The organism is Vibrio sp. CUB2 (assembly GCF_001557945.1).
GTDB lineage: Bacteria > Pseudomonadota > Gammaproteobacteria > Enterobacterales > Vibrionaceae > Vibrio > Vibrio owensii.
On sequence record NZ_LNRB01000029.1, the window covers coordinates 1 to 14,134 of the forward strand.

12 protein-coding genes and 1 rRNA gene are annotated in these 14,134 nt (G+C 47.2%); 3 read left to right on the forward strand and 10 right to left on the reverse strand.

Annotated features, from left to right (window positions below; genetic code table 11):
• The 7 genes from ATB78_RS26370 to trxA all read right to left on the reverse strand — a co-directional run.
• Window positions 1-465, reverse strand: a 16S ribosomal RNA gene (locus ATB78_RS26370); the annotation flags it as partial.
• A 487-nt stretch (window positions 466-952) separates the two neighbouring features.
• Window positions 953-1,666, reverse strand: coding sequence for an NAD(P)H-flavin reductase (gene fre, locus ATB78_RS26375; RefSeq protein ID WP_009705210.1), 714 nt, complete (start codon window positions 1,664-1,666; stop codon window positions 953-955).
• Window positions 1,667-1,680: 14 nt separating this feature from the next.
• Window positions 1,681-1,950, reverse strand: coding sequence for a 2Fe-2S iron-sulfur cluster-binding protein (locus ATB78_RS26380; protein WP_009696789.1), 270 nt, complete (start codon window positions 1,948-1,950; stop codon window positions 1,681-1,683).
• A complete protein-coding gene (ubiD, locus tag ATB78_RS26385; RefSeq protein ID WP_061011015.1) occupies window positions 1,947-3,800 on the reverse strand; it encodes a 4-hydroxy-3-polyprenylbenzoate decarboxylase in 1,854 nt (617 codons plus the stop codon). Before ubiD ends, ATB78_RS26380 begins: the two co-directional genes overlap by 4 nt.
• Window positions 3,801-3,937: 137 nt before the next feature.
• Entirely contained in the window at window positions 3,938-4,930 is a 993-nt protein-coding gene (locus tag ATB78_RS26390) for a hypothetical protein (RefSeq protein WP_061011016.1), read from the reverse strand.
• 106 nt (window positions 4,931-5,036) lie between these two features.
• Window positions 5,037-6,296: a transcription termination factor Rho gene (gene rho, locus ATB78_RS26395; RefSeq protein ID WP_005535997.1), complete on the reverse strand. Its 1,260-nt coding sequence runs from the start codon at window positions 6,294-6,296 to the stop codon at window positions 5,037-5,039.
• Window positions 6,297-6,492: 196 nt separating this feature from the next.
• Window positions 6,493-6,819 carry a thioredoxin TrxA gene (gene trxA, locus ATB78_RS26400; protein ID WP_004745500.1) on the reverse strand — a complete coding sequence of 109 codons (327 nt, stop codon included), beginning with the start codon at window positions 6,817-6,819 and terminating at the stop codon, window positions 6,493-6,495.
• A 111-nt stretch (window positions 6,820-6,930) separates the two neighbouring features.
• Here trxA and rhlB point away from each other — a divergent pair, with 111 nt between their 5' ends.
• Window positions 6,931-8,244, forward strand: coding sequence for an ATP-dependent RNA helicase RhlB (gene rhlB / locus ATB78_RS26405; RefSeq protein WP_061011017.1), 1,314 nt, complete (start codon window positions 6,931-6,933; stop codon window positions 8,242-8,244).
• 19 nt (window positions 8,245-8,263) lie between these two features.
• Complete coding sequence (gppA, locus tag ATB78_RS26410; RefSeq protein ID WP_061011018.1) at window positions 8,264-9,757, forward strand: guanosine-5'-triphosphate,3'-diphosphate diphosphatase; 1,494 nt, start codon at window positions 8,264-8,266, stop codon at window positions 9,755-9,757.
• Window positions 9,758-9,962: 205 nt separating this feature from the next.
• Here gppA and ATB78_RS26415 read toward each other — a convergent pair whose 3' ends face one another.
• The 3 genes from ATB78_RS26415 to recQ form a co-directional block, all read right to left on the reverse strand.
• Window positions 9,963-10,637, reverse strand: coding sequence for a 7-cyano-7-deazaguanine/7-aminomethyl-7-deazaguanine transporter (locus tag ATB78_RS26415; RefSeq protein ID WP_005378770.1), 675 nt, complete (start codon window positions 10,635-10,637; stop codon window positions 9,963-9,965).
• A 234-nt stretch (window positions 10,638-10,871) separates the two neighbouring features.
• Entirely contained in the window at window positions 10,872-11,177 is a 306-nt protein-coding gene (locus ATB78_RS26420; protein WP_005378772.1) for a DUF3630 family protein, read from the reverse strand.
• A 9-nt stretch (window positions 11,178-11,186) separates the two neighbouring features.
• Window positions 11,187-13,022, reverse strand: coding sequence for an ATP-dependent DNA helicase RecQ (gene recQ, locus ATB78_RS26425; RefSeq protein WP_005451195.1), 1,836 nt, complete (start codon window positions 13,020-13,022; stop codon window positions 11,187-11,189).
• Window positions 13,023-13,198: 176 nt separating this feature from the next.
• Here recQ and rarD point away from each other — a divergent pair, with 176 nt between their 5' ends.
• Complete coding sequence (gene rarD / locus ATB78_RS26430; protein ID WP_061011019.1) at window positions 13,199-14,113, forward strand: EamA family transporter RarD; 915 nt, start codon at window positions 13,199-13,201, stop codon at window positions 14,111-14,113.
• Window positions 14,114-14,134: the final 21 nt, after the last annotated feature.

Sequence of the window (14,134 nt, forward strand, 5' to 3'; positions counted from 1 at the left end):
ACCTTCCTCACGACTGAAAGTGCTTTACAACCCGAAGGCCTTCTTCACACACGCGGCATGGCTGCATCAGGCTTGCGCCCATTGTGCAATATTCCCCACTGCTGCCTCCCGTAGGAGTCTGGACCGTGTCTCAGTTCCAGTGTGGCTGATCATCCTCTCAGACCAGCTAGGGATCGTCGCCTTGGTGAGCCATTACCTCACCAACTAGCTAATCCCACCTAGGCATATCCTGACGCGAGAGGCCCGAAGGTCCCCCTCTTTGGCCCGTAGGCGTTATGCGGTATTAGCCATCGTTTCCAATGGTTATCCCCCACATCAGGGCAATTTCCTAGGCATTACTCACCCGTCCGCCGCTCGACGCCGTTATCGTCCCCCGAAGGTTCAGATAACTCGTTTCCGCTCGACTTGCATGTGTTAGGCCTGCCGCCAGCGTTCAATCTGAGCCATGATCAAACTCTTCAATTTAAGATTTTGTTCGGCTCAATGAATACTGAACATTACATAAGTAATGTTTGAATTGACTGTGCTGAATCTTTCGATTCAATGGTCACTTCGTTTCATTGAAACCTAATTTGATACCGCTTTCCGTTAAGAAAGAAACATCTAATTGGATTATCATCAACGAGTGCCCACACAGATTGATAGGTCTATCTTGTTAAAGAGCTTGCTTATCGAGAAGTTTTTCTCTCAAAGCGGAGGTGCATTCTAACGAGATAATTGAGAGTGTCAAACACTTTTTTCAATTTATTTTCTCAGAAGCTTTTCACCTCTCCGACCCTGCTGAAGCCTTATCACGTCTGCCGTGTCGGTGGATGCGCATTATAGGGAACTCAGATCCGTTCGCAACCCTTTTTTGAAAAAAAATGGAAAAAACTGACTGTTCGATGACTATTTCATCAAAAAAGCAAAAAAGAGGGTAAAAAACCCTCTTTTTCTGCCTTAAAAGCCGTATTTAAATGAATGCGTACGCGTCTGCGAACATACGTTCGCTCTTCGCTTTCTTGTTCTGAGTGAACTGTTCACGTGCTGCACCTGCCATTTCAAAGCGGCCTGCAATATAGATATCGTAGTTTTCTAAGCTTTCGAAATCTTCGGCTACTGCTTGTAGCACGTTACCAACTTTACCTTGCCAGTCTGTAGGTGCTTCTTCTACTACTGGAACAAAGTGAACGTTAGCAAACTTATCGGCAATCTCGACCAGTTCTTCTTTAGCGTAAAGCTGGCAGTTGTCTCGTGCACCCCAGTATAAATAGATAGGGTTGGTTTTGTTCTGTGCAACACAGTGATCCAGAATCGAACGCACGTAACTAAAGCCAGTACCACCAGCAATCAATAATAGCGGGCGTTCGCTTTCTTCTTGAACCCAAGCATCACCATGTGGTGCATCAATCTCGATATGACCATCTGTTTCTAGGGCTGCTTGCATTGCTTCAACGACTTCTAGTGCATAAGCATTGTGTTCTGCCGCGCCGATGTGCAGTTCAAGCTCACCTTCATGACGACAAGGACTGCTCGCAATAGAGAAAGGACGTTTGTCTTTTTCACCCATCACGACCATTAGGTACTGACCGGCTTTAAAAGGCACTGGTGATTCTGGGTGAAGAAGGATTTGGTAAGTATTACAAGCTAACGGCTGAATAGACTTTACTTTACATTGGATGGTCATGGTGTTCCTCTCGCTTACTCGTCAAAAGTAAGCACTAAATTACTTTCTGTATAGGCTTGGCAAGGGAATATCCAACCTTGCTGTTGCTCTTTTTCGGTTAGCATCGGTTCAAGGTGATAGCTCACCTCGCCCGTTAGCTTTTTACACATGCACATGGCGCAAGCGCCAACTTGGCAACGGTGGGGGAAGCGAATATTGTTGTTGAGCGCAGCTTCCAACACCGTCTCCCCTTCTTTTACTTGGAACGTAACGTCCATTGGTAGAAGGTGGACTTGATGACTCATAGAATACCTAACTGGTCCCAAATCTCATCGACTTTAGCCACAAGTTTAGGATCTTTTTTGATAGGCGTGCCCCACTCGCGCGTGGCTTCAGATTCAAACTTATTGGTCGCATCGAGCCCAAGTTTAGATGAACTACCCGCCTTACCACGAACTTGAGTGGTATCTCTGTCTGGATCCATTCGAGTTGTCACAGCCCAAATGATGTCATTCCAATCTTGTGCATTGACGTCATCGTCGCACAAAATAATGAATTTGTTATCCGTGTACTGAGCAAAGAAGTCCCATAAGTATTCCATCAATGCTTTAGATTGACCGGCTTGGTCTTTCTTCATTGTCACGACAGCAAATTGGTTGTTCGCCGTTGCTGGTAGGTATACATCGACAATTTCAGGACGCTGCTGTTTCAACGCATCCAAATCAGATTGGGTAATCGCTTTGCTGTCTCGTTCAGTGACCTCGGTTCGTGTCGCCAGCTCGGCATCCCACTTAATGGTTGCATCTAAGCCCATTTTGGAGCCAAGGCCAACCACTGGTGAAGCAAAGTCGAGCGAGTCGATTGGCGTGTTATCTATCATCAAGGTATCACGCACAGGATCCATATGTTCTGACATGGCTTTCACGACATCATTCCAATCTCGTGCGTTTACCGATTCATCGCACACAATAACAAACTTGGTATACATGAATTGACGTAAGAAAGACCACACGCCCATCATTACGCGCTTGGCATGCCCCGGATACTGCTTCTTCATGGTGACGACTGCCATTCGGTACGAACAACCTTCTGGCGGTAGATAGAAGTCTTCAATCTCTGGGAATTGCTTTTGCAAAATCGGCACAAACACTTCGTTTAATGCCACACCCAATACAGCGGGTTCATCAGGCGGACGACCTGTGTAGGTGCTGTGATAAATAGGGTCTTTACGCATAGTAATGTGCGTAATGGTAAATACGTGGTGCTTTTCTTTTTCGTTATAGTAGCCAGTGTGGTCACCGTAAGGGCCTTCATCAGCAAACTCGTTCGGGTCGATATAGCCTTCCATCACGATTTCCGCGCTCGCTGGCACTTCCAAATCATTACTGACTGACTTCACGACTTCCGTTTTGCTTCCACGCAACAAACCTGCAAATGCGTATTCCGATAGCGTATCTGGCACTGGTGTTACTGCGCCAAGAATGGTTGCAGGGTCTGCACCAAACGCAACCGAAACTGGGAAAGGTTTACCTGGATTGGTTTCCATCCAATCGCGCAGATCAAGCGCACCACCACGATGGGCTAACCAACGCATGATGATTTTGTTCTTAGCAATTTTCTGCTGACGGTAAATGCCTAGGTTCTGGCGCTTCTTGTTCGGACCTTTGGTTACGGTTAAACCCCAAGTAAGCAGCGGCGCAACATCTTCTGCCCAGCAGCTCATTACCGGAATCTTATCCAAGTCGACTTCATCACCTTGCCAAACAATGTCTTGGCATGGTGCTTTACGTAAACGCTTAGCCGGCATGTTCAATACTTGCTTGAACACAGGCAGTTTTTCTAAGGCGTCTTTGAAGCCTTTTGGTGGCTCAGGTTCTTTTAAATAAGCCAGCAGCTTACCGACTTCTCTTAATTCTTTAACGTCTTCGCGTCCCATGCCGATTGCGACACGCTCTGGCGTACCAAATAGGTTCGTCAAAACAGGTACGTCGTAGCCGATTGGGTTCTCAAACAACAATGCAGGACCACCAGCACGCAAGGTGCGGTCACTGATTTCTGTCATTTCATAAGCGGGATCGACGGGGTGAGTGATGCGTTTAAGTCGACCTTTCTGTTCTAGGTGGTCGATAAATTCGCGTAAATCCTTAAAACTCATAGGCCTTCATGCTGGCTGATTAAACTGTCTGCAGTATAACAAATAGGAGGACGCTAAGATCCTCCTATTTTGTGTGGGTATGTGAGCTAGATTGCTTCAATAGAAACAACACGAAAAAACGGTCTTTTGAAGTGTCATTACTTCAAGAATTCCTGAATTTGCCGAGCCTTCACTTGGCGATTACTTGAAACAAGCTCTTCCAACCAAGATTGATGCCCCTGCTTCGCTAGCTCTCTTGCAACTAAAGTGGCTTCCTCTGAGAGGGCCATCTTGGCTACTAGGAATTGTTTTACGTTCGGAGTAAGTGGATTGGATCTCGTGAGCAACTCAATCGCGTAAGGTTTTAGAGTCGGGTTGACTGTGGCATTCATCAATTGTTGTAGTGAGAATTCATCGCTCACCTCAGCCAGTCTTTCAAGCTCTGTCTGACTATTGTAATCTGCGCGCATTCGCCATAGCAGATCATACATGGCCTCATCTTGGCTGACTTGCGCCAAACGCACCACAACCGCTGTTGAAGGTAACCAGCTGGTGACGTTTGCATGGGTTAACTGCTTGGTGAGCGCTTTAAGTGCGTTGGGAGACAAGCTGTCTAGCTCGCGAATAAGTAACGCTTCTCTGGTTTGCACTTGCTGTGACGTACCAGTAAGCCAATCTTTCAAATCAAGCTCTTGTCGCTCTGCCGCTAAAACAAACTCCAACGTACTTTGGTCTTGCTTCCAGCGCTTAATCAGACGACTGGCAATTGCAGGGAAATTAAACGCAGGCACACTAAATTCATAACCATCGCCACGTTCAAGTACTTGGTAAGTCGGCGTAATGCTGATCTGAGATTCGACAAAAATAGCCATTCTCGGCGTGAGGATTATTTCTTGCTGCTCTAATTTTTCGAGCAGTAGGAAACGTACGACTTCTTGTTGAGGAAAAGCCAATCGGTCGAGGGCGAATTTGAGAGAGTCGACTTCGTCTCTGACTGCATAATCGAGCAATTCAGATACTTTGGTCTGTATATGGGTATCCTGAAGCCACTGTTCTACTACGGTTTCCTGCATTTCCTTGGCAGATAACGTCGCGGGTAGTGTGAGAAGTGACAAGCTCAGGAGTAATGACGACAACATTCCTTGTTGCATGTTAACCTCCCGATAACATTTTCTTCATTCTGCTGCTTCTATCGGGAGAAAGCAATAAAAAAGCCACCGATATACGGTGGCTCTTCGCAGAATTGCTTATCTGAGACTATTGACGACGCATTGCATCGAAGAACTCGTCGTTGGTCTTCGTCATCGCTAGCTTGTCGATTAGGAACTCCATCGCGTCAGTTTCGCCCATTGGGTGAACAATCTTACGTAGAATCCACATCTTCTGAAGTTCTTCGTTCTTAGTTAGAAGCTCTTCACGACGTGTGCCACTGCGGTTGAAGTCAATCGCTGGGAATACACGCTTCTCTGCGATCTTACGGTTCAAGTGGATTTCCATGTTACCTGTACCCTTGAACTCTTCGTAGATAACTTCATCCATCTTCGAACCAGTATCAACAAGAGCTGTAGCAAGGATAGTTAGGCTGCCGCCTTCTTCTACGTTACGCGCTGCACCGAAGAAACGCTTAGGACGGTGTAGTGCGTTTGCATCCACACCACCAGTTAGTACTTTACCTGATGAAGGGACTACGGTGTTGTATGCACGAGCTAGACGAGTAATAGAGTCAAGCAGGATAACCACGTCTTTCTTGTGTTCAACAAGACGTTTTGCTTTCTCGATTACCATTTCCGCTACTTGTACGTGGCGAGAAGCTGGCTCATCGAACGTTGACGCTACTACTTCACCTTTAACTAGACGCTGCATCTCTGTCACTTCTTCAGGACGTTCGTCGATTAGAAGTACCATCAACTCACACTCAGGGTGGTTGTATGCGATGCTTTGAGCGATGTTTTGCAGAAGCATTGTCTTACCCGCTTTAGGCGGAGCAACAATCAGACCACGTTGACCTTTACCAATTGGCGATGCCAAGTCTAAAACACGTGCTGTGATGTCTTCTGTAGAACCGTTACCGCGCTCCATAACCATACGCTCGTTAGCGTGTAGAGGCGTTAAGTTCTCGAATAGGATCTTGTTACGAGCGTTGTCTGGTTTGTCGTCGTTAACTGTGTTGACTTTTAGCAGGGCAAAGTAACGCTCACCATCTTTTGGTGGGCGAATTTTACCAGCAATTGAGTCACCAGTACGTAGGTTGAAGCGACGAATCTGACTTGGCGAAACGTAGATATCGTCTGGACCAGCAAGGTATGAGCTGTCCGCGCTACGTAGGAAACCAAAGCCGTCTTGCAGAATCTCCAGAACCCCATCGCCAAAGATGTCTTCGCCGCCTTTCGCGTGCGCTTTAAGAATTGCGAAGATGATGTCTTGTTTTCTTAGACGAGCTAGGTTCTCAAGACCCAGGCTTTCGCCAAGCTTTACAAGGTCAGACACAGGTCTGTTCTTCAGTTCAGTAAGATTCATGGTGGTGGATGCTTGTTTAGTCAAAATAAGATCTGTTTTCTAGTTAAGATGGATTTGGTCTCAGGATCGACCAAGAAGAGAAATTTGTTCAATTAACGCGCGATAAGTTAGCACTAATTAATATTCTAGTCCAGAGTTAGAAAAACAAAACCGCGCATTGTCATATTGCACGGTTTTGTTTGTAATCACTTGGTGATTATAGGTTTGCGTCTAGGAACTCTTTTAGTTGAGTCTTAGACAAAGCACCAACTTTCGTTGCCGCTACGTTACCGTCTTTAAACAACAGTAGCGTTGGAATACCGCGAATGCCAAACTTAGGTGGTGTACCTGCGTTATGGTCAATATTTAGTTTACCGATAGTGAGTTTGCCTTCGTACTCGTCAGCGATTTCGTCCAGGATAGGAGCGATCATTTTACAAGGACCACACCATTCTGCCCAAAAATCAACTAGAACTGGGCCTGCAGCGTTGATTACATCGTTTTCAAAACCGTCATCAGTAAGCTGCAAAATCTTATCACTCATCTTCCACTCCAATGTGTTTTTCGAAACTGGTTGGATGATAACCAGTAAATAGATGCCCTATTGGAATGTATTTACTTTCTTATTGCAAGCTTTAGCTGATATTCTATCGCTATGAAAAAGACGCATATCACAGAGCAAAAGTTCGCCGATTTGGATTTAAAGCCCCAAGTTATTGAAGGATTGGAAAAAAAAGGGTTCGAATATTGTACCCCTATCCAAGCCTTGGCGTTGCCGGTACTGCTCACCGGCCAAGACATTGCAGGCCAGGCCCAAACGGGTACTGGTAAAACCCTCGCGTTTCTTACTGCTACCTTCAACCACCTTCTAACGACACCAGAGCACGAAGGCCGCAAGCCGACTCAGCCGCGCGCGATCATCATGGCGCCAACGCGTGAGCTAGCGATTCAGATCTTTAACGATGCTGAACCTTTGATTGCGAGCACAGGTCTTAAAGCCGCTTTAGCTTACGGTGGCGAAAGCTACGACAAGCAACTTGCCAAACTGCAAGACGGTGTAGACATTCTTATCGGCACCACTGGCCGTATCATCGATTTCTACAAGCAACGCGTATTCAACCTAAACAACATTCAAGCGGTTGTTCTGGATGAAGCAGACCGCATGTTCGATCTTGGCTTTATTAAAGACATTCGTTTCTTGTTCCGTCGTATGCCAGAGCCAAAAGAGCGTTTGAACATGCTGTTCTCAGCAACGCTGTCTTACCGCGTACAAGAATTGGCATTCGAACACATGCACAACCCTGAGCATGTTGTGGTTGAGCCAGAGCAAAAAACCGGTCACCGCATCCAAGAAGAGCTTTTCTACCCTTCTAATGAAGACAAGATGGCACTGCTTCAAACACTAATTGAAGAAGAATGGCCAGATCGCGCGATCGTTTTTGCTAACACTAAGCACAAGTGTGAGTCGATTTGGGGTCACCTAGCAGCTGATGGTCACCGTGTTGGTCTACTGACTGGTGATGTACCACAGAAGAAGCGTGAAAAGATTCTTGAGCAATTCACTCGTGGTGAAGTTGACCTACTCGTAGCAACCGACGTTGCAGCACGTGGTCTACACATCCCTCAAGTAACACACGTATTCAACTTCGACCTACCAGATGATTGTGAAGATTACGTTCACCGTATCGGTCGTACTGGTCGTGCTGGCGCAAGTGGTCACTCTATTAGCTTTGCTTGTGAAGATTACGCAATCAACCTGCCACCAATCGAAGAATACATTGAGCACGCAATTCCAGTTTCTGATTACGATGCTTCGGCTCTAATCCAAAACTTGCCTGCACCACTTCGTATGCGCGCACCTCGTACTCAGCAACGTCGCACCAATACAGGTGGCACTCGCTCTGGTAACCGCAAGCCGCAAGGACGTCGTCCTCGTCAGCCGCGTCAATCAGCGCCAAAACAATCATAAAAGGAAACTGAAGTCGTTTATGAGTCAAGCAGGATCATCACCGCTATACGCCGCCATCGACCTCGGGTCGAACAGTTTTCACATGCTCGTTGTGCGTCACATCGATGGCAGCGTTCAAACTATGGCTAAAATTAAGCGCAAAGTTCGTCTAGCCGCGGGCTTAGATGAACATAACTCTCTTAGTATGGAAGCTATGCAGCGAGGATGGGACTGCTTAAGTCTATTTGCAGAACGCTTGCAGGATATTCCTAAACAGAACATCCGCATTGTGGGTACCGCGACATTGCGTACCGCGACCAATGTGGATGTTTTTCTAGAGAAGGCGAACCAAATCTTAGGTCAGCCTATCGAAGTGATTACCGGCGAGGAAGAAGCCGCCACTATATATAAAGGTGTCGCTCACACCTCTGGTGGCAGCGGTCGTCGCCTAGTGGTCGATATTGGCGGTGCGAGTACCGAACTGATTATCGGTGAAGGTTTCGAAGCCAAAGCACTGACCAGTCTGAAAATGGGCTGTGTGACTTGGTTAGAGAACTTCTTCAAAGACCGCCAACTGAACGCACGTAACTTCGAAGCCGCAATTGAAGGCGCGAAGCAAACTCTGATGCCAATCTTAGAACAGTACACCGACCTAGGTTGGGATGTGTGTGTTGGGGCATCGGGTACCGTTCAAGCACTACAAGAGATAATGCTAGCACAAGGTATGGACGAAGTGATTACTCACTCCAAACTTAAGCGTCTGCAAAAGCAGGCGATGCTTGCTGATCACTTGGAAGAGCTCGATATTGAAGGACTTACTCTAGAACGTGCTTTGGTATTCCCAAGTGGCTTATCCATTTTAATTGCGATCTTTGAGCTACTAGAAATCGATGCCATGACACTGGCTGGCGGTGCACTACGTGAAGGCTTGGTGTACGAGATGGTTGACGAGCTTCGTCAAAACGACATCCGTGCACGCACCATTTGTAGCGTACAAAGTCGTTACCAACTTGATTGCCATTACGGTGAACAAGTCGCAAAACTTGCGGGCAAACTGCTTGAGCAAGTTGGCGGTGAAGCGTGGGTTACAGAACCTCAAGGTAAAGTGCTGCTAGAAACAACAGCGAAGCTGCATGAAATCGGTCTGACTATCGATTTCAAAAAAGGTGGAGCCCACAGCGCTTACCTGCTTCAGCACTTGGATTTGCCTGGTTACACGCGCGCGCAGAAGTTCTTTATCGGTGAAATTGCTCGCCGTTACCGTGAACAGCTAACCTCACTGCCGGAGCAACATGCCCTGTCAGGCACCAGTGGTAAACGCGTACTGCGTCTATTGCGCCTTGCGGTTCTACTCAGCCATCGTCGCAACCCTGATCTGGAGCCAAATGTGACTCTAACAGCAGAAGGCGACAAACTGACGCTCAACATTGATGCGAAGTGGTTAGAGGCAAACCCATTGACTGCGGCTGAATTGGAAATTGAATCCAACCGTCAAACAGACATTGGTTGGCCGTTAAGTATTGTGACTTGTTAAATCTCACGATGACTTATTACTTGGTTAAAGGTCCCTATTGGGACCTTTTTTATTACTCCATTTTTACCTTTGTACAGCTTAGGGAGCTTTTGGACACCCATGATCTAATTACTCCCCACGCTGTACAAAACGCTCTAAACCCAAGTAAACAGGCACAAAAAAGCCGCTTGATTTGAGCAAGCGGCTTTCGGGGTTCCCACTGATATTAAGACTGAACGCTTGTCGTCACCTTAAAATCAGGGTTCACCGCAGTCAGCTTCTTAATGAGGTAATTCAGTAATACGCCGTACATCGGAACGAACAAACCAAGACTGATAATCAGTTTGAAGCCGTAATCCACCAGCGCGATTTCCGTCCAATGCTCTGCCATAAATGGATCTGGGCTTTGGTAGAACGCAATGGCGAAGAAAGCGATGGTATCAAGTGCATTACCGAAAAGCGTTGAACACGTTGGTGCCACCCACCATTGCTTCATTTGACGTAGGCGGTTGAACACGTGCACATCCATGATCTGACCAAGTAGGTACGCCATGAAGCTAGCAATCGCGATACGAGCAACGAATAAGTTAAACTCCCCTAGGTGACCAAAACCTTGGAATTGACCTTCGAAGAACACCACCGATAAGAAGTAAGACACTGCCAAAGCAGGCAACATCACTAAGAAGATGATCTTACGTGCCAACTGAGCACCGAAAATACGCACAGTTAAGTCAGTCGCTAAGAAGATAAATGGGAAAGTGAATGCACCCCAAGTGGTATGGAAACCGAAGATAGTAAACGGTAGCTGAACTAGGTAATTGCTAGATGCAATAATGACTAGGTGGAATAGAACCAGATAGATAAGGGCGTTGCGCTGCTGCGCAGGGGTAAAGTTACTCATGCGATACCTTTTTAGTTTGGTTTGGGGGTGAGGGAACCCAAATCGAGTCACTGAATAAAGTGGCTCTTACCAACAATGTAAAATGAAAAATAAACTGGCTTGGCTCATTCTGAGCGAAGCGGTGGGCGATTATACATTAACCACTTTTCGCCGCAAGCCGTCTGTTTTACGCAAACGTTTGAGCATAAAAAAGGGTGTTTCATGTGAAACACCCTTTCTAGAAAAATTCTATTTTTAGAAGCCGCGTTGGAACAACCCTGCGAGATAATCCAACTCTTCCCTGCTCTCTTCAATCGCTAACGCTTCAAACCAAATCGCTTCACTGTAATGCTCTGCTTTCATAAACAGTCGGCAACCTTCAAAGTCGATCAACCAAGAGTGAATGTCCGCATCCCACTGCTTTTCCACCACAGTAGCGGAAAGCAGTCCGACTAAACGCTCACCTAAAGCAGGAAAGCTATCAAGGTCAAAGCTCGGCGCGGTAATGATTAAGCGCCCTTCTTGTGCCATGTAGTCCGCTAAGCCAAATTCCTTTTGCATCTTGGTTCCTTATCCGTGGTGAGTAATGTGTTCTTGAATCAAATCGAGGAATGGATCGGCGTACTTCTCCAGTTTGCGCTGACCAACGCCGCTGACTGCCAACATTTCGCCGTAAGACGTTGGCAGAATTTCCGCCATATCAATCAGAGTCGCGTCACTAAAGACTACGTATGGTGGCAAACCATCTTCATCAGCAATCGACTTACGCAGCTTACGTAACTTAGCAAACAGCTTTTTGTCGTAGTTCTTGCTGGTCAGTTTATCTGACTTAGCCGCACGTGCTGCGGTGTCTAAACGTGGTACCGCTAACTCTAGAGTCACATCACCACGCAGCAGCGGACGCGCTTCTTCGGTAAGTTGCAGCGTTGAGTTACGTGTGATGTTTTGAAACAACAGCCCTTTGTGGATTAACTGACGGAAGATACTCACCCAGTAATCGTGGCTGTGGTCGCGACCTATCGCGTAGGTAGAAATCTTATCGTGCCCGTTTTCACGTACACGAATATTTTGCATGCCACGCAGCACTTCCACTACGTAGCCCATACCAAAGCTCTGATTCACTCGGTACACACAAGACAGCGCCTTACGCGCTTCTTCCGTGGCATCAAAGTGCTTCGGTGGATCTAAGCAAATATCGCAGTTGCCACATGGCTTCTCGCGATATTCACCAAAGTAATTCAATAGCACCTGACGACGACAAGTTTGCGCCTCAGCAAAGGCACTCATCGCATTCAGTTTGTGGGTTTCCACCTGCTTCTGTGGACCGTCGTCTTTCTCGTCTAACATGCGACGCAGCCAACTGATGTCAGCCGGGTCATACAACATCATCGCTTCGGCAGGTAAACCATCACGCCCTGCACGACCGGTTTCCTGATAGTAGGACTCGATATTGCGCGGGATATCAAAGTGAACCACAAAGCGCACGTTTGGTTTGTTGATGCCCATACCGAATGCCACGGTCGCCACTACGATTTGGATATCATCACGTTGGAAAGCTTCTTGAACGTAAGCGCGCTCATCAGCATCCATACCGGCGTGATAACCAGCAGCACGAATGTGGTTGTTACACAACTTCTCGGTCACCATCTCAACTTTCTTACGACTACCACAATAGATGATGCCGCAATTACCCTTCTGGGTCTCAAGATAACGAACGATTTGCGAAACCGGCTTGTGCTTCTCAACTAAGTTGTAGCGAATGTTAGGACGGTCGAAGCTGCCTAAATAAACCTCAGGATTATTCAGTTGCAGACGCTCGAGAATATCTCGACGCGTCGCATCATCCGCCGTCGCCGTCAGCGCCATAAATGGCACATGCGAAAACTGCTGCTTGAGTTGACCAAGCGCGGCGTATTCTGGACGGAAGTCGTGTCCCCACTGGGAAATACAGTGCGCTTCATCGACGGCAATCATCGATAGCGGCAAGTTTTCCAAGCGCTCAATGAAATCACGCATCAATACGCGTTCTGGCGAGACGTACACCAACTTAAGATGCCCAGTGTGCATGCGGTTATACACGCTGAGCAGCTCTTCACGAGGCATGGTCGAGTTAATACACTCAGCCGCTACACCGTTGGCTTTAAGTTGGTCCACTTGGTCCTTCATCAGCGAGATAAGCGGAGAAATGACCAAAGTAATGCCAGAGCGAACCAAAGCAGGAATTTGATAACACAGCGACTTACCGCCACCAGTAGGCAGGATAACTAAGCTGTCGCGACCTTCTACCGCGGCGTCAATCACCAACTGCTGACCATCACGGAACTCTTGGTAACCAAACACATCCTCCAACACACGTTGAGGCGTTACAGGCGAGTCTGATTGTTCGGCTAACAAGGTAGAGGTCATGAAAAATCTCAGATTGGGTCTTAAAAAGAGGTGCTTATGCATGCCACTAGCACGCAAAGTGAGGGCACATTGTAATGGGGTTTCATGGTGAATAAAACCGCAAATTGTTAGGTGATTCAGCTCACGACTCGTATACTGATTTTCTGCTCTATAAAAACTCAATTAGGTGACATCCCATGACACCAGAAGAACAACAACGCTCACGGCAAGGCGTCTTGCTTGCTATTGGCGCGTACACCATGTGGGGCATCGCACCCATTTACTTCAAATCGATTGCTGAAGTCTCGCCACTAGAGATCTTAAGCCACCGAGTGATTTGGTCTTTCTTTTTGCTAGCCGCACTCCTCCATTTTGGTCGCCATTGGCGCTCGGTTCGCGACATCATTAAAAACAAAACCAAGATGATGTTTCTGGTTTCTACTGCCATTTTGGTCGGTGCAAACTGGTTGATCTTCATTTGGGCGGTCAACTCGAACCACATGCTCGATGCCAGCTTGGGTTATTACATTAACCCACTGATCAACGTCTTACTCGGGATGGTCTTCCTTGGTGAGCGTCTACGTAAACTCCAGTGGTTCGCGGTTGTCCTTGCTGCTTGTGGCGTATTAGTTCAGCTGTTCGTCTTTGGCTCGGTGCCTGTGGTCGCTATAGCGCTAGCAATGAGTTTCGGCTGTTATGGCTTGCTGCGTAAGAAAGTCAGTGTGGGAGCACAAACCGGACTATTCATTGAAACCTTGGTGATGTTACCTGCTGCGGCAATTTACTTGCTGTTTATTGCGAGTTCACCGACGTCCAACATGCTAGATAACCCAATGCAGCTTAATACCTTGTTGATTGCTGCAGGCGTGATCACTACCCTGCCGCTACTGTGCTTTACTGGCGCAGCAACCCGTCTAAAGCTATCGACGTTGGGCTTCTTCCAATACATTGGTCCGAGTTTGATGTTCTTGCTTGCGGTGCTGATCTACGGCGAACCGTTCACCAGCGATAAAGCCATCACCTTCGCCTTTATTTGGGGAGCCTTGGTGGTATTTAGCTTTGATGGTCTGCGTAATAACCGCAAGTCACGCAAAGCGGCTCGTGCTGCCTGATCGTTTTTTACAAGACATTTA

Excerpts from the sequence above, each read along its gene's own strand:
- trxA (WP_004745500.1), bottom strand. The coding sequence starts at position 6,819 with ATGAGTGATAAGATTTTGCAGCTTACTGATGACGGTTTTGAAAACGAT.
- ATB78_RS26415 (WP_005378770.1), bottom strand. The coding sequence starts at position 10,637 with ATGAGTAACTTTACCCCTGCGCAGCAGCGCAACGCCCTTATCTATCTG.
- ATB78_RS26380 (WP_009696789.1), bottom strand. The coding sequence starts at position 1,950 with ATGAGTCATCAAGTCCACCTTCTACCAATGGACGTTACGTTCCAAGTA.
- rarD (WP_061011019.1), top strand. The coding sequence starts at position 13,199 with ATGACACCAGAAGAACAACAACGCTCACGGCAAGGCGTCTTGCTTGCT.
- ubiD (WP_061011015.1), bottom strand. The coding sequence starts at position 3,800 with ATGAGTTTTAAGGATTTACGCGAATTTATCGACCACCTAGAACAGAAA.
- gppA (WP_061011018.1), top strand. The coding sequence starts at position 8,264 with ATGAGTCAAGCAGGATCATCACCGCTATACGCCGCCATCGACCTCGGG.
- ATB78_RS26390 (WP_061011016.1), bottom strand. The coding sequence starts at position 4,930 with ATGCAACAAGGAATGTTGTCGTCATTACTCCTGAGCTTGTCACTTCTC.
- ATB78_RS26420 (WP_005378772.1), bottom strand. The coding sequence starts at position 11,177 with ATGCAAAAGGAATTTGGCTTAGCGGACTACATGGCACAAGAAGGGCGC.
- rho (WP_005535997.1), bottom strand. The coding sequence starts at position 6,296 with ATGAATCTTACTGAACTGAAGAACAGACCTGTGTCTGACCTTGTAAAG.
- fre (WP_009705210.1), bottom strand. The coding sequence starts at position 1,666 with ATGACCATCCAATGTAAAGTAAAGTCTATTCAGCCGTTAGCTTGTAAT.
- recQ (WP_005451195.1), bottom strand. The coding sequence starts at position 13,022 with ATGACCTCTACCTTGTTAGCCGAACAATCAGACTCGCCTGTAACGCCT.
- rhlB (WP_061011017.1), top strand. The coding sequence starts at position 6,931 with ATGAAAAAGACGCATATCACAGAGCAAAAGTTCGCCGATTTGGATTTA.